The following is an 18,675-nucleotide window of genomic DNA, read 5'->3' on the forward strand; positions in this document are numbered from 1 at the left end:
GGCTGAGTTGCTGTGTCGCGGTATCGCAGTGAAGCTGTCAAAGCCAAAACCAAAGAGAGGGCGCAGCTCGGGGCAACCTGAGCTACGCTCTCTCTTCTTAGAGATCCAGCATCAGGATTTTAGAGCGGCGCTGGTAGTTATACAGCGCTTTTTTAGCCATCGGCAGTTGCTCGACATCGCACTCGTAAAACCCCTGCTCCCGGAACCAGTGCAGACTACGGGTGGTCAGGACAAAAATTTGCGTCAGCCCCTGGGCCCTGGCCTGTTGCCTGAGGCGGTTGAGAAGCAGCACGCCGCGGTCGCCATCGCGATAATCCGGGTGGATCGCCACGCAGGCCATCTCCGCCATTTTTTCCTCTTGAAACGGATACAGGGCGGCACAGCCGATGATCAGGCTGTCACGCTCGATAATGGTAAATTGTTCGATTTCCCGCTCCAGCTGCTCCCGGGAGCGGCGCACCAGCAGTCCTTCCTGCTCCAGCGGGCGGATCAGCTCCAAGATCCCGCCGATATCATTGATCCCCGCCTGATGGACTTTCTCGGCGCTGGCCATCACGATTTGGGTCCCGATCCCGTCAAAGGAGAACAGCTCCTGGATGAGGGCACCGTCTTCCTTGTAGCTGATCAGATGGCTGCGGGGCACACCGGCCAGACAGGCGGAGATAGCCCCGCGCAGGAAGCGCCCGGTCCCGCTGCTGGCGGCACCGCGGGCGATCAGTCGCTGCAGTGCTTCTTCCGCTTCGCTCGGCAGCATTTCCGATGCCACGCTGCCGTCTTCGGTCAGCACCCCTTGCTCAGAGCAAAAGCCGATGAGCTTGTCGGCCTGCATCTTGATCGCCAGCTGGGTGGCAATCTCTTCCGAGGTCAGGTTAAAACACTCGCCGGTCACCGAGCTGGCGATGGGGCCTAAGAGGACAATTGCCCGCTGATCCAACTGGCGGCGAATGCCTTCGATATCGATGCGGCGCACCCGGCCGCTGTGGTGATAATCCACCCCGTCATCAACGCCCAGCGGTTGGGCAATAACGAAATTACCGCTGACCACATTGATCTGCGCCCCGGCCATCGGGGTGTTATTCAGCCCCATCGAAAAGCGGGCGGTAATATCGAGCTGGAGCTGTCCGGCAGCCTGCTTGGCCAGCTCCAGTGCCCGGGCATCAGTGATCCGCACCCCTTTGTGATACGGCGTGGTGAAGCCGTGCGATTCAATTTGCTGGGTGATTTGCGGCCGGGCCCCGTAGACCAGCACAATGCGCAGCCCCAGGCTGTTGAGCAGGGCGATATCATTGACGATATGGGCAAAATTACTGTGGGCAATGGCTTCGCCCCCGAGCATGACAATGATGGTCTTCCCGCGGTGGGCGTGCATATAGGGGGCGGACTGTCGAAATTCTTTGACCAGATCCGTACTTCTGAGCTTCACTGTGTAACATCCATGAACAGTCGCGGTCATTAGCGCCCGGCAGGCCGTCTTAATGAGCGATGGGTAAATAAATATTCACTATTATTGGCTAACTATGCCTGCAAGTTCAAGCGAAATGAAACCTGCCGTGTAACGATTTTTGGATACAAGATCCCGTTATTGTATGACAAGCACGGGATTTCCCTGAATTCCCAGTCAAATGAGGTATATTGTTTTTAATTATAGATAGTTAGGGCCAGAATGACGAAAATTCAGTACAAGACACTGCAGGCAACCCTGTTGCTGGCCGTGATCTCAACCGGATTGGGTTTCTCTGCGCTGATGGCGATGGGTGCTATCGGGCGTGATGTTCTGGGCAGCTTCGGCGGTACTGAGATTAATATCTATGGGGTCTGGGTCGAGCGCAATGTCGCTCCTTATGTGGCAGAGCAGTTTGAAGTGCGCCCGGAAGGGGTGTTTGTCGGCGGTCGCCAGGTGAGCTCCCAGTACGAATGGGACGGCACCACCTTAACCTATCGCCGGGGGGAGCAGACCTACATTTATACCTATTTGCCGGGCGAGTTTATCCGCCATGCACCGGCACATTATGTGTCTTCGTTTACCCGCCAGGGCACAACGCTCAGAGATATCAAAGAATCACAGCAAGAGATGCGCCTGTAACGGTCCTTGCCCTTTCCTCCTTTAAATTTTGACATTCCCTCGGTTGAGTATCACATCCCGCTGACATCTGGCCGGACATCTTTTGTAAACTATCGCCTCTTTCTTGCGAGGGTTGCTTTAGGCATACTGGGCGCCGGCGCATTACTTCGATTTTATAGGTTTTTTTCCGTGCTCTTAGGTTTCTCCGATTTTCGCAACGCAACAATTGCAATGATGATTCTGGGTTTGGTTGGATGTGCCAAACCGACCGACCGTGGCCAGCAGTATCTCGACGGTGAGTTTGAACAGGTCCTGAACCCGGTTCCGGCGATCAGTTCTGATAAACCGCGTGACTTCAGCCAGTTCAATGGCCAGATGGTGAAGGTGCTGGCGCGTTCGCCGTCGATGGCGGCGCAGTACGAAGTGCTGTATGCGCAGGTGGAAAACTGGATTGAACAGGGAGGCGATCCGGCAGCGCTGGACAATTTCGGCATTCAGGCGGCTCAGATGGGCGGCGGTGACGGTTATGGTAACGTGATGTTTACCGGATACTTCTCGCCGGTGATTGAACTGCGCCATGAACCGGACTCGATTTTCCGCTATCCGGTCTACGCCATGCCGACCTGTGAGCAGCAGTGTCCGACTCGGGCCGAAATCTATGCCGGAGCGCTTGAGGGCCAAGGCCTGGAGCTGGGCTACAGCGCGTCGATGCTGGATATTTTCATGATGGAAGTGCAGGGCAGCGGGTTTGTCCATTTTGAAGACAATGATCAGTTGCAGTACTTTGCCTATAACGGCAAGAACGGCCACCCGTATGTGAGTATCGGCAAAGTGCTGATCGAGCGGGATGAAGTGCCGCGCGAGAAGATGTCGCTCAAGGCCATCGAGACCTGGGTGAAACAGCAGGATGAAGACACGGTGCGAGAGTTGCTGGAGCAGAATCCGTCGTTTGTGTTTTTCCAGCCGCAGACCAGCCTGGATGTGATGGGGACGGCGGGGATCCCGCTGCAGGCCCACGCTTCGGTTGCCGCCGATCGGGAGTATCTGCCGATGGGCAGTGTGTTGCTGGCGGAAGTGCCGCAGCTCGACAGCGAGGGTAACTGGAATGGCCAACATGTGCTTCAATTACTGATGGCGCTGGATACCGGCGGCGCGGTGAAGAAAAACCACCTTGATCTCTACCATGGCATGGGCACCCAGGCCGGGGTGGATGCCGGCCATTACAAACACTTCGGCCGGGTGTGGAAGCTGGATCTGCAAAATCCGGCGCAGGCACCGCAGCTGCTGACCGCCCGGGAGTAAGTTGACACTTGCCCCGGACTCGCCGGTAGTCTGGACAATTGTGATCAGAGCGCGTATAAAACGCGCTCATTCTTTTTCTGAACGACTGAAAGTTATGCGCGAATTAGACACCCCGGCTTCTGACCAATACGACCAGCGTTTCGGGGGCACCCGACGTTTATATGGCAACAGCGAAGTAGAGATCCTGCGCGCGGCCCATGTGTGTGTGATCGGCATTGGCGGCGTCGGCTCCTGGGCAGCCGAAGCCCTGGCGCGGACCGGTGTGGGCGAGCTGACGCTGATCGATATGGATGATGTCTGTGTCACCAATATCAACCGTCAGATCCATGCGATGAGCGGGACCGTCGGCCAGAGCAAGATTGAAGTGATGGCCGAGCGGATCCGGCTGATTAACCCGGAGTGTCAAATCAACCTGATTGATGACTTCATTACTCCGGAAAACATCCCGGAATATATCGACCACCGCTTTGACTATGTGCTGGACGCGATCGACAGTGTGAAGCCGAAAGCCGCGCTGCTGGCGTACTGTAAACGCCATAAAATCAAGGTGATCACCACCGGCGGTGCCGGGGGCCAGACCGATCCGACCCAGATCCAAATTACGGATTTGACCAAAACAATTCAGGATCCGCTGGCGGCTAAAATCCGTACCATGCTGCGCCGGTTCCACAATTTCAGCAAAACCCGCAAGTTCGGGATCGAGTGTGTCTATTCGACCGAGCAGCTGAAATACCCGCAGGCCGATGGGTCGGTGTGCAATGTGAAAGCCACGGCTGAAGGGCCGAAGCGGATGGACTGTGCCAGTGGGTTTGGTGCGGCCACTATGGTGACGGCCACCTTTGGTTTTGTCGCCGCTTCTCGCATCGTGCAAAAGCTGATTGAAAAGCATCGGAAATAATTTCGGCGGTGTCAGCCCTCGGGGCTCGAAATCAAGCAAACCAAAAAGCGACTGCCGATTGGCGGTCGCTTTTTTATTTCGGAGAGTCAGAGGAGCTGCTCAGTTCGCTGCCAGCTGCTTGATCTGCTCGACAATCGCTTTGAGGCCGTTGCCCCGCGACGGGCTCAGGTGAGCCATCAGCCCCAGGCGGTCAAAATAGCCGTCGATATCAAACGCGCGGATAGCCGCGGCATCTTTGCCTTCATAGGCCGCCAGCACCAGGGTGATCAGGCCGCGCACAATCCGGGCATCGGAATCGGCAGCAAAGTGAAACACGTCACCGCATTGCTCGTGGGCCAGCCACACCTGGCTTTCACAGCCGCTCACCAGCAACTCGGCCTGTTTATATTCCTCCGGCAGTGCCGGCAGTTTTTTCCCCAGCTGGATCACCTGGCGGTAACGGTCTTCCCAGCCTTGAGCGCTCTGCATCTGGGCCACAATGGTGTCCGTGGTGATCTCGGTCCCGAAAGGGTGGGCTGGTAAGGTCATGCGTTTTCTCCTAAACCTAAAGCCTACAGTAAGTCGCAGGCTTTGTGCAGTGCAGCGACAAAGCGTTCAACATCTTGTTCGGTATTATACAGCGCCAGTGATACCCGCAGGGTGCCGGTCAGGCCGAGGGCATCGAGCATCGGGTGGGCACAGTGGTGGCCGGCGCGCAGGGCGATCCCCTGCTGATCGAGCAGGGTGGCAATATCCTGATGGTGCACCCCCTCGACGACAAAGGAAAACAGGCTGGCATTGGGTTGCAGGCCGACAATTCGCAGGCCGTCGATATCCCGGATCCCGTCAATGGCCTGCTGGCGCAGCCGGTGAATATGCGCTTCGGCGGCGGGGTGATCAATGTCGTTCAGCCAGTCAATCGCGGCCGCCAGCGCCAGGCTGCCGGCGACATTCGGGGTCCCGGCTTCAAATTTGCCCGGCAGGCCAGAGAAGGTGGTGCCGTCGAAGGTGACTTTTTCCACCATCTTCCCGCCACCGTGCCATGGCGGCATGGCATCGAGCAGGGCACGTTTGCCGTACAGCACGCCGATCCCGGCCGGAGCGAACATCTTGTGGCCGGAGAAGACATAAAAGTCGGCATCCAGCGCCTGGACGTCAATTTTCTCGTGGGCCACGGCCTGGGCACCGTCAACGACGACTACCGCACCTTGCTGGTGGGCGGCGGCAATGATTTGTTCAATCGGGTTGCGGGTGCCGGTGACATTGGTGATATGGGCCACGGCGACGATCTTGGTGCGTGGGGTCAGCAGGTGTCCAAAGGCATCCATATCCAGGGTGCAGTCCGGTCGCATCGGCAGCTTGACGACTTTGGCACCGGTTTGCTCGGCGACGATTTGCCACGGCACGATGTTGGCATGGTGCTCCAGCTCGCTGACCAGGATCTCATCGCCCGGCTGTAACTGCTGGCGGGCGTAGGTCTGGGCAATCAGGTTCAGGGCCTCGGTCGCGCCGCGGGTCCAGATGATCTCTTCCCGTTGTGCCGCATGGAGAAAGTGTTGTACCGTGGTGCGTGCCTGCTCGAACTGCGCGGTGGCAGCCGCGGTCAGGCTGTGACTGCCGCGATGGACATTGGCGTTGTGGCCACTGTAGTACTGCCGGATGGTCTCGATCACCACCTGCGGTTTTTGGCTTGTGGCGGCACTGTCGAGATAGACCAGAGGCTGGCCGTGACATTGTTGGGCCAGGGCCGGAAACTGTTGGCGAATCATGTCGATATCAAATTGCGCAGTCATGGGGAGTCACATTGCTGATCAGAAGGAGGCGATCATGCCATTATTTGCGCCAAGAGCAAGGGCTAAGGTCATTTGTTACTGGTAATTATAGGGGCACTGCGGTCATTCGAGGGGGTTCGCGAAGCGCAGGTATAAAAAAAGCACTGCGTTGGGGCGCAGTGCCATAAGAAACTTTGACAGACAGGTCAAAATACAGGAAGTAAAAAAACGGTAGATGGACTACCCGTCCGGCACAACCCGGACAATATGCAAACACAACATCGCAACGACGGGTAAAAGTTCGTCAAACGAAGCTTTGCTCACCGTTGCGGTGCAAATCATATGGTTTATGTAGCACTTGAACAATCGACAATTTATAATGTTAAGCATAAAAAAATCTAATGCAGGAAGGTCATGTCGAGACGTTTACCGCCACTGAATTCACTCAAAGTGTTTGAGGCCGCCGCCCGGCACTTGAGTTTTACTCGGGCAGCTGAAGAATTATTTGTCACACAAGCTGCTGTAAGTCACCAGATTAAAGCCCTGGAGGAATTTTTAGGGCTCAAATTATTTCGTCGGAGAAACCGCTCTTTGCTGCTGACCGAGGAAGGGCAGAGCTATTTTCTCGACATCAAAGACATCTTTTCAGCCATTTCCGACGCCACGGACAAAGTCCTGGAGCGGGGCTCGAAGGGGGCATTAACCATTAGTTTACCTCCGAGTTTTGCCATCCAGTGGCTGGTGCCGCGTCTGGCCGATTTTAACGAGCAGCACCCGGATATTGATGTGCGGATCAAGGCGGTTGACCTCGACGAGGGCTCCCTGACGGACGATGTGGATGTCGCCATCTACTACGGCCGCGGCAACTGGCCGGGATTGCGTGCCGACAAGCTGTACCAGGAGTTTTTGCTGCCGGTGTGCTCGCCGATGCTGCTGACCGGTCCCAAGCCGTTGCGCTCGCTGGCCGATCTCAAGTTTCACACCCTGCTGCACGATTCCTCGCGCAAAGAGTGGAAAACTTTTGTCCGCCAGAACAACCTGGAAAGCGTGAACGTCAACCAGGGGCCGATTTTCAGCCACTCCACCATGGTGTTGCAGGCCGCGGTGCATGGCCAGGGGATTGCGCTCGGCAATAACGTGCTGGCGCAGCCGGAGCTCGATGCCGGACGTCTGGTCTGCCCGTTCGATGAGGTGCTGGTGAGCAAGAATGCGTTTTACCTGGTGTGCCAGGAGAAGCAGGCGGAAACCGGCCGGATCCAGATCTTCCGCGACTGGGTGCTGGCCAAAGCCGCCCGTGAGCAGGAGGATCTGCCGGATGTCTGAGTATTTGATTGACGGCCCGTCCGCCGACACGGCGCAGGCCACGTTTTTGTTTGCCCACGGCGCCGGTGCTGGGATGGATCATGCGTTTATGGCCACCCTGGCCGAGGGGCTGGCTTCGCACGGGATCCGGGTGGTGCGGTTTGATTTTCCGTATATGGTCAAACGCCGGGAAGACGGCAAGAAACGGCCGCCGGACCGCCAGCCCAAGCTGCTGCTGGATTTTCAGCGCCATATCGAGGCGTTTGCTGCCGATGGCAAGCTGGTGATCGGCGGCAAATCCATGGGCGGGCGGATGGCCAGCCTGATAGTGACGGAGATCGCGGCGGAATCACCGGATGTGTCCAATTGTCGCGATCGGGTCAAAGGCGTGGCTTGCCTCGGCTTTCCGTTTCATCCGCCGGGAAAACCGGAGAACTTCCGCGGTGATCACTTGCGCGACATTGCGGTCCCGACGCTGATCCTGCAGGGGGAGCGGGATACATTCGGTACCCGCGCCGAAGTTGAAGGCTGGTCTTATGCCGAGACGGTACGCACTGCGTTTTTGCCCGACGGCGATCACAGCTTCAAACCGCGTAAAGCGTCCGGTCATACGGAAGCGGGCAACCTGGCGCTGGCGATTGCGCAGCTGGCGGCGTTTATCAAGGAATGTGTCGATGATTAATGGATGGAGCCGCGGCTTACTGGTGTTGGCCGCGTTGAGCGGGGCGGTGACGGTATCGCTCGGGGCATTTGCCGCCCATGGCCTGAAAAGCCACTTGTCGCCATACTTGCTGGGTGTGTTTGAGACCGGGGTGCAGTATCAGGCCTGGCATACCCTGGCGATCATCGCGTGTGTGATCTTGGCACGCATTCTGTCGTCAAAAGCTGTATTATACGCAGCCCTGTTTTTTGCGGCGGGGATTGTGTTGTTCAGCGGCAGTCTGTATGCCCTGGCGCTGACCGGCATCAAGTGGTTTGGTCCCATCACCCCGATGGGCGGCGTCTGTTTTATTATTGGCTGGGTGGTCCTTGCGGTGGCTGCCTGGCGATCAGCTTGAGGGTTGAAAGTGAATCAAGTTCTGTTGTACTGCCGTCCCGGCTTCGAGAAGGAATGTGCCGGTGAAGTTCAAGACAAAGCAAATACATTGGAGTTGTATGGCTTTCCGCGCGTCAAGCACAACAGCGGCTATGTGGTGTTTGAGTTTTACCAGCCGGGTGATGCCGACCAGTTTATTCAGCGTCAGCCGTTCTCTGAGCTGATTTTTGCTCGTCAGATGATGGCGGTGATGCCGATGCTGACGGATTTGCCGTCGGACGATCGCATTTCCCCGATCCTTGAGGCGGTGGCGGACTTCCCGCGCTGTGGCGATCTGCGGGTCGAAACGCCGGATACCAACGAAGCCAAAGAGCTGCTGAAGTTCTGCCGTAAATTTACGGTGCCGCTGCGTCAGGCCCTGCGCCAGCAAGGGATGATGTACGCCAAGGACAATCCGAAGAAGCCGGTGCTGCACCTGTGCTTTATTGCCCCGGGCTGCTGCTTTGTCGGTTACTCGTACACGCACAACAATTCGGCATTCTTTATGGGGATCCCGCGCCTGAAGTTCCCGGCTGATGCGCCGAGCCGCTCGACTCTGAAGTTGGAAGAAGCGTTTCACGTGTTCATTCCGCGTGAGGAGTGGGAGACGCGTCTGGCCTCCGGGATGTGGGGGGTGGATCTGGGCGCTTGTCCGGGCGGCTGGACCTATCAGCTGGTGAAGCGTTCAATGTTCGTCCATGCGGTCGATAACGGCCAGATGGCGCAAAGCCTGATGGATACCGGACAAGTGAAGCACCATGAAGCGGATGGATTCAAGTTTGAGCCGCCGCGCAAGAATGTGACTTGGCTGGTATGTGATATGGTCGAGAAACCGGCCCGCGTGGCGCACCTGATGGGCAGCTGGCTGATCAAGGGCTGGGCCAAAGAGACCATTTTCAACCTCAAGCTGCCGATGAAAGGCCGTTATGATGAGGTGCTGCAGGACATCGAAAACCTGAAAGTGTACCTGATTGAGAACGGGGTGAAATTCAAGATCCAGGCCAAGCATCTGTACCATGACCGTGAGGAAATCACGGTGCATATTCAGCGCCTGGATAATCGCTCAGCGCACTAAATCTGCTTGCAAAGCTAGACTCCTGTAAAAAAAGTTCCAGTAAAGCCAGGTTCTTGCAAAAAAGCTTCGGCACAAAAGGTTCCAGCAAAAACGCCATCCCATTTCTGTGATGGCGTTTTTTTATGGCTGCGATTAAGCGATTAAGCGATTGAGCGGTGTTGGCTTAGCTCGTCACCGCCTGGCGGAAGCGGATATCCTGCAGGTTGAACCCCAGTTGCAGCTCGGTTTTCAGCGCGGCAACCTGCTTGCAGATCATCGCTTGTTCGCGATGGGCGTCGATTTTTTTCTGCCATTTGGCCGGGAGATCGTCGGCGGCCAGGATAGCCTCTAAATTAGGGTAGTTGCCGAGCAGCTCGACAGCGGCTTTGGGGCCGATCCCGGGGACGCCGGGAATTTTACTGGTGCTGATCCCGGCCAGACCCCAGTAGTCACTCAGCTGTTCGGGGCGCACGCCGAATTCTTTTTCGATAAACCGGCTGTCGAGCCAGCGTTGCTGGAAGTAATCGCGGATCCGCAGGGTCGGGCGCAGCAGCTGGCAGTAGCCTTTGTCGGTCGAGACAATCGTGACTTGCTGGCCGCGGTCGGCCACCTTCAGGGCCAGGGTGGCAATCAGGTCGTCGGCTTCGTCTCCGTCCGAGAGCAACGAATCGACGCCGAGGGCCATGAAGGCATCCTGGATCACGTCCATCCCGGCCTGAAGTTCGGGCGGCATCGGCTTGCGGCCCTCTTTGTAATGCGGCAGCAGTTCGGCCCGCCAGCCCCGATCGTCGCCCTCATGATCGAATACGGCAACAATGTGGCTCGGTTGGCTGACATTGATGATTTTGCTCAGGGCCTGGCAGCATACCCGGGCGGTATTCTGGACATCCGGCTCACCCGGTTGGGCGGCATGGACACGGCGGATCAGGTTCAGGGCATCAATGATGACAAGGTGGATAGACATAGCGGAATATCAGGTCGTGAAAAAGGGCCGATTCAGGCCCTTTATTGTACATGGGTGAGCCGGGGTGTCATCCCCCGGCCGGATGGCGCCGGATTATTTCCCGCCTATTTTCCGCCAATCGGGGTAGTGATGATCTCGTAGCAGGGCTCGTACTGAGAGCCGGGCAGTTTCATCCGCTGCTGCTCGACAAAACTTCTGAGCAGTTTGTCCATCCGCTTCATCAGTGTTAGATCGCCGTTGATCTGGAACGGTCCTTTACGCTCGATCAGTTTCATCCCTTCTTCCTTCACGTTCCCGGCAACAATCCCGGAGAAGGCCCGGCGCAGGCTGGCGGCTAGATGCTCCGGCCGCTGGTTCATGTGCAGATCCAGGCTGGCCATGGTGTCGTGGTTGGGTTCAAACGGCAGCTGGAATTCCGGCGGGATCTTCAGCGACCAGTTGTAGCTGTAGGCATCGCCGGTGGCCTGGCGGTGCTCTTTGATGATCGGCATCGCCGATTTCATGATCCGGGCCACCTCGATCGGGTCGTCGATAACGATTTCATAATGGCGGGTAGCGGCTTCCCCTAGGGTATCGCGGATAAAGCTGTCGAGCGTGCGGAAGTACGGCTCGCTCTCGCGCGGACCGGTCAGCACCACCGGCAGCGGCTGATCGGCATTTTCCGGCTCCATCAGGATGCCGAGGATGTATAACAGCTCTTCGGCTGTTCCGGCTCCGCCGGGGAAAATCACAATGCCGTGACCCGAGCGCACGAAAGCTTCGAGCCGTTTTTCGATATCCGGCAGGATCACCAGCTCGTTGACAATCGGGTTCGGCGGCTCGGCCGCAATGATCGACGGCTCGGTCAGGCCGATAAACCGGCTGCTGGGAAAGCGTTGTTGGGCGTGGCCGATGGCGGCGCCTTTCATCGGGCCTTCCATCGCGCCCGGGCCGCAGCCGGTACAGATATTGAGCTCGCGCAGGCCCAGCTCGTGGCCGACTTCCCGGGTGTATTGATATTCGATTGGATTGATGGAGTGGCCGCCCCAGCACACCACCACATTGGGATCTTCGCCGGAGCGCACGACGCGGGCGTTGCGCAGGATACTGAAGACAAAATTGGTGATGTGCGGGGCACTGGTCAGGTTGATGTCCCGCCGTTGCTCCAAATGCATATTGACGTAGATGATGTCGCGCAGCACGGCGAACATGTGTTCCTGGATCCCGCGGATGATTTTACCGTCGACGAAGGCATGCTCGGGCGGGTTCATCAGCTCCAGCTTGATCCCGCGCTCGCGGCGCAGCACGTTGACATCAAAACTCTTGTGTCTTTCCAACAGTTCTTTGGAGTTGTCGGTGTGGCTGCCGGAGTTGAGGACCGCCAGAGAGCAGTTGCGGTACAGGCGGTATAAGTCGCTGGATGCCGTTGCCTTGAGCAGGTCAACTTCCAGTTGAGAAAGCAAATCCATCGCGCCAACAGGACTGATATGCGTGATCATGGGTACCTCCCTGGTCTAGAAAAACGGCCGTATTCATGATTTCGAGTGATTGGATGTAGAAATGAACCAGCCGGAGAGAGAACATCGCAGAGGGTTTTTAAGCCGAATCCCGTGACATTGGAATAGCGGGAATCTCGGTGTCTTAAAAATCAGTCTGTTATTTCAACATACACAGGGAAATGTCATTTGACCAGTAAATGATGAGTCGGATGATAGGCCGGTGGTTGTCACGCAGCCGGGACAATGGCCTGGCAGCGGATCAGGTGAGCCAGAGAATGCGGCCTTTGCCGGCGTGTTGGGCGCTTTGCAGCGCTTTCTCGGTGCGCTCGGTGATGTCGTTCGGGGTGTCGTTGCCGTCAAACACCGTGGCGCCGATTGAGACGGTGACCGACACATTCTGCTCCCGGAAGCGGAACGGCAGCTGGGTGATGGCCTCGCGGATCTTGCTCAGGGTCTTGTTGCGGCTCTCTTCGCTGGCATCGGGCAGGATCACCATGAACTCGTCTCCGCCGAAGCGGGCCAGGAATTCGGTTTCTCCGAGCTGCTGGCGGATCGCGCGGGCAATGATCTTCAGCATTTTGTCACCGGCCAGATGGCCGTAGCTGTCATTGATTTCTTTGAACTGATCAATATCGATCAGAGCCACGCAGAGCGGGTGCTGATAGCGCAGCCAGCGGCGGTACTCGTGTTCCAGGCGTTCGTTGCAGGCCGCGCGGTTGTATATCCGGGTCAGGTTATCGAGGAACATCCGGCGCTCCTGATCCTGCAGACGGTGGCGGTAGCTTTGAGTCTGTTCGAACAGGTGGGTGATTTTGTTTTGGTTGTAACCGAGCTGTTCAATCAGGGTTTTTTCCCGTTTTTCCAGCGCCCGGTGACGCTCGACCAGCACCAATAACTCTTTGGTCAGGGTGGTCAGCGTCGGGCGCCAGAGTTCGAGGTTGTCCTGATCCTGCAATCCCTGGCGGATCTGGCCGGCCAGCTCCGTCAGCTCACCGGTCATCGTACTGCGGTGCTCATACAGGGTGCTGCTCTGCTCGACACTCTGGCTGGTGGTTTTTTGCAGCGTAGCCAGATCACTGTTGACGCCGTCAAGGAACTGCTGGGAGCTCTGGCGCTCACGGCGGGTGCCGTCGACCACCAGGCGCAGGACTTCCAGCGCCAGTTCGACCAGCGCCTGTGGCGCAACCCCGTGCAGGAGCTGGTTGCGGATTGACAGCAGCTTGTCGCCGGCGTCGCCCTCAAAATCCAGCTCCGCAATCAGTTGTTGTAACTGCTCGTTGAGTTGCAGCAGGAGATCATGCTCCAGGGCGTTTTTCTTATCCAGGATGTCGCTGGATACGGCGGTCATTTTCAGCGCCCGTTCGTACAGCGCCAGCAGGCGAATGGCCTGATGGTGCGTCTGGGCCAGGGTGTCGGATGGCTGGCTCAGCAGGTTGCGCAGCTGGCGTTTAAACTGAGGCGGCAAGCCGTGCAGCCGCTTGAGGGTTTCCCCGCTTTGGCGGAACTGCTGCGCCAGTTGCTGGTTTTCCTGATCGATAAAGCTGGCCTGGCGGATCACCAGACGCTCAATCACCGCCAGGCGTGGGATCAGTCGGCTGACATCGCGTTGCTGCTCGAGCTCGGTGCGCAACTGGTCCATTTTCTGATCCAATTCGCTGTCCAGGCCGCGACAGGCTACAGATAACCGGCTAAGCAAACGTTTCAATATCACGATTTCGCGGCGTGCTTTCAGCGAGGCATCGCGATAGGTGAGTTGAGCCTGGTCAAGACGCAACCTCAATTTACTCATTTCAGAGGCTACGGCGGTTATATCAGTCACGTTAGATTCACATTACCCTGCAAGAACGCTCTTCTTATTCAGCAGCTTAGTCGAGGAAGGACGAAGCATATTAACAAAATAGCGAAAACACTGCATGGTTATCGATGATCCGAATTAGAACTGGTGAACTCTAGCTGACATTTTTGTCAGATTCGTGATCATTATTCCAGATGATGTCCTCCGTCGATGAACTTTGGACCTTCACCAGGCCGTTATCAATCCCCTGCAGGCAGGCTTTGCGGATATTGTCGCAGGCAAAGCTGGCGGCCGGTGCGGCATCAATCGCACTGAGGTGAACCCACTGGCTGCCGGGTTCAGTTTTGCTGATCAGCCGCGCGGCGTTGGCCGCCATCAGCAGAATATCCAGTAGTTCATGGTCGTTGATGGCGGTATAAGCCCGGGGCAGGAACGGATATTCGGCCATACCAATCCGGACCCGGTTATCCAGCTGGTGCTTGATCAGGAAGTTATCCACCAGTTGCTGGATCGAGTCGGCCAGCTGCTCCGGTGCGGTCTCCAGGCGGGAGTTCGGCTCGATATAGAGGAACATGGCATCGGAGAAGTGATACAGCCGGGCCGGCTTGCAGACTTGCGCCTTCAGGTACTCGCCGAACTGGCGCTCCAGCTCCAGTCCTTTCTGGTAGCCGTGCTCGAGGTAGATTTGCTTGAGCGAAGGCACTTCAAACAGGGCAAAGCGCAGCCGATCGCTGAGCGGCTCGTTGATGATTTCTCCCAAGTGCCACTGCTCAAAGTTGGCGCTGCTTTGCTGCAGGGAGTTGGGCAGGCGAATGGTCAGCATCCGCAGATTCCGCAGCCCGCTGCGCGGGTGGGTGTAAAATTCGGTGCGCAGGCGTTGCAGGCGCTCCTGGAACATTTTGGCGGTTTGGTGGCGTCGGAGCAGCACGATCAGCACCACAGACAGCACACTGAACAGGACAATGGAGATGTTCTTTTGTTTATACAGGGCCTTGTCGCTTTCAAACTGCTTGCGCTCCATTTCTTCGAGCAGCAGTGAACGCTCCAGCATCCGTTGCTGCTGCTTGAAGACGGCCACATTACTTTTGGCCTGATCTTCCTGCTTGCTGGAAAACAGCTGTTCAAAGCGGCGCTGGCTGAGCAGGGCATTGTAGTAGTCATTCTGCTGTTCGAACGCATGCGACAGCACCGACTCGCCCATCAGTTGCAAGTCCCGATCGCCGATCCGGCTGGCCGCGATCAGCCCGGCCTGCAGGGTCGACACCGCGGTTTCGGTCTGTCCCTGGGCCAGCTCCAGCCGGCCTTGCAGCAATTGGGACTCGATCTGAATCGCTTCATTACCGCTCTGTTTGGCCAGTTGGCGGGTGTGTTGCAGGTACTGCTCCGCTTTCGGGTAGTTGTAGAGCTGGAGATAGACCCGGGCTATATTCAGCCGCAGCTTGGCCGAGCGGGCATCGTGATTGAGCTGGGTTTCCTGATCCAGGGCGTTGAAATAATGGACCAGCGCCAGGTTGAAACGCCCCTGTTGTTCATAAATCGAGGCGATGAGTGCCAGGGTTTTGGCCAGCGGCCGGGCCTGGTTGAAGTGCTCAAAAAACTCACCGGCCTGGGTGGCATGCTCCAGGGCCCGGTCAAACACTTTGCGCTGCTCAAACAGATCTGCCAGGGCCAGGTTGGTTTGTGCCACCATGGCGTTGTTTTCCTGCTCAACGGCCAGCCAATGGCTACTCAGCAGTTGATCCAGGGCCAGATCATAGTGCTGATGACGCAGGTAGTGCTGTCCCAGCGCCAGCTGGAAGTCGATCATCGCGCCGCTTTCTTCCAGCGACGGCAGATAGCGTTTGGCCTGGGTAAACAGTTTTTCGGCGTCGGCTTCCTGGTCGAGGCTGGAGGCAATCTCGGCCCGCAGCATCATCGACTGGTATTGCAGCACTTTGACCTGCTTGGTCAGCTGCAGAGCCTCGGATTTGGCAATGTCCTGATCGATTTTATCCAGCATCCGCAGCGCGGTGGCGTTGTTCTTCAGGTTTTCCCAGAAAATCTGGGCGTGGATCAGGCGCGTTTCCAGAATGGTGAATGCCAGGGTATTGTCCTGCGCCAGCCGCTCCGCTTCGCGCACGGCGCGAATGGCTTGCTCGGGCTGGTTCAGCAGCGAGTAGGCCCGGGCCTTGATTTGCAGCGCATTGATCGTATTGAGCGGGGTACGTACGGTGTGATCGGTTTCGTCATTGACATGCACCCGGGAGAGTTCTTTGGGATTGCTGAGACGGCGCTGCGCTAAATAGCGATTGGTCATCTCCAGGGATTTTTCCGGACTGGTGAGGAGCAGCTCGTTGGCGTCGGCCAGGATCGGCGTGGTATAGATTTTTGCGTGTGCAGTAAAAGAGGCGGCCAGGATCACCAGCGCGCTTACCAGCCAGCGGCTCAGACTCATCGTATTTCTAAATTCCTAAAAAAACTTGGGTCTAATATTACTGGCTCCGGCAACCAAGTCCAGCAAACTACACGGGTTTGCCGGACTTATTCTGTGCGATCGCGGCTATTGGCGTGCCAGACGGAAGTTATTGCTCGGAGTTTTCCCCATATTGGTGCGGTATGGGTTGATATCCAGGCCACCGCGGCGGGTATAACGGGCATACACGGTCAGCAGCTCCGGCTGGCAGAACTTCATCAGGTCGGTGAAGATCCGCTCGACGCATTGCTCGTGGAACTCGTTATGGTTGCGGAACGAGATCAGGTAACGCAGCAGCTTCTCGCGGTTGATTTGCTTGCCGGTGTAGGAAATCCGCACGCTGCCCCAGTCCGGCTGGCTGGTGATCAGGCAGTTGGACTTCAGCAGGTGGCTGTGCAGCTCTTCGGTGACTACTTCCCCTTCGGCCGCGTTCTCCAGATAGGCCGGGTCGAAATCATAGTTGGTGATTTCGATATCCTGGTTGTCGATGCATTCGCCGCTGAAGTTGACGATCGGCTGATCGTCGAAATCTTCCAGAGGCTGGATGGTGACATCCACCTCGGCACCGGCACAGGCCGACAGATCTTGTTGCAGGGTATCGGCAATGTGCTGCCAGTTGTCAAAGCGGGTCTGGTTAAAGCTGTTGAGATAGAGCTTGAAAGACTTTGACTCAATCAGGTTCGGGCTGCTCGCTGGCAGGCGTACTTCGCCGATGGCGACCTGGGGCAGGCCTTTGCTGTTTAGCCACGACAGCTCATACAGTGTCCAGATATCATAGCCGGTAAAAGGCAGTGACTCGCCCAGATCCAGATCGTCGCGGTTCAGACTGCGTGGCACGGGCTGAAGCAGTGAAGCGTCGTACTGATCTTTGTACTCGGTACGCTGGCCGAGGGTTAAACCTGCTAATTCTTTAGCGTCTTTATATTTGCTCATACTGTCCTGGACACTCTTGGATTAGAATGTGCAAAGTGTACTTAATCTTGAATGAGGTTGCGAATGAATCATCCTGTTGCGGACGCTTTATCTGCGTTCTCCGCGCGCTTTTTGCAGGCCTGGCGTGATGCCGGTCACGATTTTCCGGTCAGCGACGATCTGGTAGGGCTGGAGTCGCCCTGCGTGATCCGTGATACCGGGGATGTGGTGGCCTGGCAACCGGTCGTGCGGGAGCCGATGGGCGATCTGGCGGCAGTGGAGCGGGGCATTGAGCTGCGGTTGCATGAAGACATCAAAGTTTTTTACGGCGCCCAGTACAGTGGCGATATGACGGCCCGCTTCCGGGCGCTGACGTTCGATTTGCTGCAGGCTTTCAGTGCCCGGGACGAGCAGCGGTTGCAGGAAAATATCCTAGGGCATCTGGTGATGCAGCGCCGGCTGAAACAGAAGCCGACGGTGTTTATCGGCGCGCTGGACAGTGAGTCTCAAGTGGTGGCGATCTGTAACCTGACCGGTCAGGTGATCCTGGAGACGCTGGGCAAAGATCAGCGCGAAGTGCTGGCGGCGGATGTCGAGAGCTTCCTGATGCAACTCGAGCCGGTGGTGAGAGCGAGCTGAGTTATGTACGTCATCGAAATGCAATTTGAGTGTTTTGACAACACTACAGTGTCCGCGGTGGACACTGCTGTCAACGGCCTGATGGATGCGCTGCGCTATAACGGCCAGATCCTCGGCCGCGAGTTTCCGATCGTGATGGATGAGGGGATGTTCCGGGTTCGGGTGGTGTGCCCCGAGCAAGACAGCCTGCACCCGCAGTTTCACAGTGCGCAGGTCAACGCTTGCCTCAAGCGTCTGAGCCAGGCCAGCCTGCTGGCGCCGAAAGTCAAACTGCTGGGGCGGGATATCAATTCTGAAGCGGCGGCGGAGAACTTTACCCCGTCGTGGCAAATCATCTACACCACCTATGTCCATACCTGCTCGCCGCTACGCTGTGGGGAGACCATGATGCCCATCCCGCTGTATCGGATTCCGGCGACCTTCAACGGCGATCATAAAGCGGTGGTGAAATGGCAAACCGAGTGGCAGGCCTGCGATGAAATTCAGATGGCCGGCGGCTGCCAGGCCGAGCATGCGGCACTGCATGAGATCCGCGATGTGGACAGTGATTTGTTCCGGCGTGGCTGGGATCTGCGTGGGCGGATTGAATACCTGACGAAAATTCCGACGTACTATTACCAGTACCAGGTGGGTGGGCTGAGCCTGGCGCAAGAGCAGCAGCGTCCGTGCCCGAAATGCGGCGGCGCTTGGTTCCAGGAAGAGCCACTGCACGGCATTTTCCACTACAAGTGCGATGAGTGCCGCCTGGTGTCAAACCTGTCGTGGGATTTCCAGTAACCGCTGTAACCGTAGTTCATCAGTGATCGCAGGGAAATCACTGCATTGCGCATCCGGCTGATGCCGGATGCGCAATTTGGGGCGAGCGGCCCCGGCTGAATTATGAATCGGCCGTGAGTTTTTCCAGTTGCGCCAGCCGTGCAGTCAAATCCGCGACTTGCTGTTCGAGTTGGGCAATACGGGCCTCCTGAGTTTGCGGGGCGGCACATTGCTC

At 57.2% G+C, this 18,675-nt stretch carries 17 protein-coding genes; 9 read left to right on the forward strand and 8 right to left on the reverse strand.

Translation table 11 applies throughout. The features are described from left to right. Positions 1-97 precede the first annotated feature (97 nt). On the reverse strand, positions 98-1,423 hold the full coding sequence (gene argA, locus VV869_RS21905; RefSeq protein ID WP_337737072.1) for an amino-acid N-acetyltransferase: 1,326 nt from the start codon (positions 1,421-1,423) through the stop codon (positions 98-100). A gap of 240 nt (positions 1,424-1,663) precedes the next feature. Between argA and VV869_RS21910 the strand changes: the two genes are divergently transcribed. From VV869_RS21910 to tcdA, 3 genes are all read left to right on the forward strand, one after another. Next, positions 1,664-2,083, forward strand: a complete 420-nt coding sequence (locus VV869_RS21910) for a DUF2850 domain-containing protein (protein WP_337737073.1) — start codon at positions 1,664-1,666, stop codon at positions 2,081-2,083. Positions 2,084-2,251: 168 nt separating this feature from the next. Further along, a complete protein-coding gene (mltA, locus tag VV869_RS21915; protein WP_443147357.1) occupies positions 2,252-3,364 on the forward strand; it encodes a murein transglycosylase A in 1,113 nt (370 codons plus the stop codon). 94 nt (positions 3,365-3,458) lie between these two features. Continuing rightward, complete coding sequence (tcdA, locus tag VV869_RS21920; RefSeq protein ID WP_337737074.1) at positions 3,459-4,262, forward strand: tRNA cyclic N6-threonylcarbamoyladenosine(37) synthase TcdA; 804 nt, start codon at positions 3,459-3,461, stop codon at positions 4,260-4,262. A 99-nt stretch (positions 4,263-4,361) separates the two neighbouring features. Here the strand turns inward: tcdA and csdE are convergent, their stop codons facing one another. Together csdE and csdA are read right to left on the reverse strand one after the other, a co-directional pair. Continuing rightward, a complete protein-coding gene (gene csdE / locus VV869_RS21925) occupies positions 4,362-4,790 on the reverse strand; it encodes a cysteine desulfurase sulfur acceptor subunit CsdE (protein ID WP_337737075.1) in 429 nt (142 codons plus the stop codon). A gap of 23 nt (positions 4,791-4,813) precedes the next feature. Further along, on the reverse strand, positions 4,814-6,034 hold the full coding sequence (gene csdA, locus VV869_RS21930) for a cysteine desulfurase CsdA (protein ID WP_337737076.1): 1,221 nt from the start codon (positions 6,032-6,034) through the stop codon (positions 4,814-4,816). A gap of 393 nt (positions 6,035-6,427) precedes the next feature. Between csdA and VV869_RS21935 the strand changes: the two genes are divergently transcribed. From VV869_RS21935 to rlmM, 4 genes are read left to right on the forward strand one after another with little or no spacing between them, the layout of a single operon-like run. Beyond that, the gene (locus VV869_RS21935) at positions 6,428-7,336 is read left to right on the forward strand and encodes a transcriptional regulator GcvA (protein WP_337737078.1); all 909 of its coding nucleotides are present in this window, start codon (positions 6,428-6,430) and stop codon (positions 7,334-7,336) included. Next, positions 7,329-7,997: an alpha/beta fold hydrolase gene (locus VV869_RS21940; RefSeq protein ID WP_337737079.1), complete on the forward strand. Its 669-nt coding sequence runs from the start codon at positions 7,329-7,331 to the stop codon at positions 7,995-7,997. Before VV869_RS21935 ends, VV869_RS21940 begins: the two co-directional genes overlap by 8 nt. Next, a complete protein-coding gene (locus VV869_RS21945; protein WP_261601837.1) occupies positions 7,990-8,373 on the forward strand; it encodes a DUF423 domain-containing protein in 384 nt (127 codons plus the stop codon). Before VV869_RS21940 ends, VV869_RS21945 begins: the two co-directional genes overlap by 8 nt. A 9-nt stretch (positions 8,374-8,382) precedes the next feature. Then, positions 8,383-9,465 (forward strand): 23S rRNA (cytidine(2498)-2'-O)-methyltransferase RlmM, encoded by a 1,083-nt coding sequence (rlmM, locus tag VV869_RS21950; protein WP_337737081.1) that lies wholly within the window; start codon positions 8,383-8,385, stop codon positions 9,463-9,465. A 163-nt stretch (positions 9,466-9,628) separates the two neighbouring features. Here rlmM and xni read toward each other — a convergent pair whose 3' ends face one another. The 5 genes from xni to queF form a co-directional block, all read right to left on the reverse strand. Continuing rightward, entirely contained in the window at positions 9,629-10,408 is a 780-nt protein-coding gene (gene xni, locus VV869_RS21955; RefSeq protein ID WP_337737082.1) for a flap endonuclease Xni, read from the reverse strand. Positions 10,409-10,512: 104 nt separating this feature from the next. After that, positions 10,513-11,886, reverse strand: a complete 1,374-nt coding sequence (gene ppnN, locus VV869_RS21960; RefSeq protein WP_337737084.1) for a nucleotide 5'-monophosphate nucleosidase PpnN — start codon at positions 11,884-11,886, stop codon at positions 10,513-10,515. Positions 11,887-12,145: 259 nt separating this feature from the next. Then, a complete protein-coding gene (locus tag VV869_RS21965; protein ID WP_337737085.1) occupies positions 12,146-13,705 on the reverse strand; it encodes a GGDEF domain-containing protein in 1,560 nt (519 codons plus the stop codon). Between the two features lie 130 nt (positions 13,706-13,835). Beyond that, positions 13,836-16,115: a tetratricopeptide repeat-containing diguanylate cyclase gene (locus VV869_RS21970; RefSeq protein WP_337737086.1), complete on the reverse strand. Its 2,280-nt coding sequence runs from the start codon at positions 16,113-16,115 to the stop codon at positions 13,836-13,838. 105 nt (positions 16,116-16,220) lie between these two features. Beyond that, positions 16,221-17,066, reverse strand: coding sequence for an NADPH-dependent 7-cyano-7-deazaguanine reductase QueF (queF, locus tag VV869_RS21975; protein ID WP_337737087.1), 846 nt, complete (start codon positions 17,064-17,066; stop codon positions 16,221-16,223). A 63-nt stretch (positions 17,067-17,129) separates the two neighbouring features. On the opposite strand from queF, the gene syd reads away from it, so the two are divergent. Both syd and VV869_RS21985 read left to right on the forward strand, forming a co-directional pair. Further along, positions 17,130-17,684 (forward strand): SecY-interacting protein, encoded by a 555-nt coding sequence (syd, locus tag VV869_RS21980; RefSeq protein WP_337737088.1) that lies wholly within the window; start codon positions 17,130-17,132, stop codon positions 17,682-17,684. A 3-nt stretch (positions 17,685-17,687) separates the two neighbouring features. Next, on the forward strand, positions 17,688-18,461 hold the full coding sequence (locus VV869_RS21985; protein WP_337737090.1) for a Zn-ribbon-containing protein: 774 nt from the start codon (positions 17,688-17,690) through the stop codon (positions 18,459-18,461). The last annotated feature ends 214 nt before the right edge of the window (positions 18,462-18,675 follow it).

It is taken from the genome of Photobacterium sp. MCCC 1A19761 (genome assembly GCF_037389125.1).
Lineage (GTDB): Bacteria > Pseudomonadota > Gammaproteobacteria > Enterobacterales > Vibrionaceae > Photobacterium.

Bases quoted from the DNA above. Each gene is read 5' to 3' on its own strand.
- VV869_RS21935 (WP_337737078.1), top strand. From the start codon at position 6,428: ATGTCGAGACGTTTACCGCCACTGAATTCACTCAAAGTGTTTGAGGCC.
- VV869_RS21940 (WP_337737079.1), top strand. From the start codon at position 7,329: ATGTCTGAGTATTTGATTGACGGCCCGTCCGCCGACACGGCGCAGGCC.
- syd (WP_337737088.1), top strand. From the start codon at position 17,130: ATGAATCATCCTGTTGCGGACGCTTTATCTGCGTTCTCCGCGCGCTTT.
- queF (WP_337737087.1), bottom strand. From the start codon at position 17,066: ATGAGCAAATATAAAGACGCTAAAGAATTAGCAGGTTTAACCCTCGGC.
- tcdA (WP_337737074.1), top strand. From the start codon at position 3,459: ATGCGCGAATTAGACACCCCGGCTTCTGACCAATACGACCAGCGTTTC.
- csdA (WP_337737076.1), bottom strand. From the start codon at position 6,034: ATGACTGCGCAATTTGATATCGACATGATTCGCCAACAGTTTCCGGCC.
- VV869_RS21970 (WP_337737086.1), bottom strand. From the start codon at position 16,115: ATGAGTCTGAGCCGCTGGCTGGTAAGCGCGCTGGTGATCCTGGCCGCC.
- VV869_RS21985 (WP_337737090.1), top strand. From the start codon at position 17,688: ATGTACGTCATCGAAATGCAATTTGAGTGTTTTGACAACACTACAGTG.
- ppnN (WP_337737084.1), bottom strand. From the start codon at position 11,886: ATGATCACGCATATCAGTCCTGTTGGCGCGATGGATTTGCTTTCTCAA.
- VV869_RS21910 (WP_337737073.1), top strand. From the start codon at position 1,664: ATGACGAAAATTCAGTACAAGACACTGCAGGCAACCCTGTTGCTGGCC.
- xni (WP_337737082.1), bottom strand. From the start codon at position 10,408: ATGTCTATCCACCTTGTCATCATTGATGCCCTGAACCTGATCCGCCGT.
- csdE (WP_337737075.1), bottom strand. From the start codon at position 4,790: ATGACCTTACCAGCCCACCCTTTCGGGACCGAGATCACCACGGACACC.
- VV869_RS21945 (WP_261601837.1), top strand. From the start codon at position 7,990: ATGATTAATGGATGGAGCCGCGGCTTACTGGTGTTGGCCGCGTTGAGC.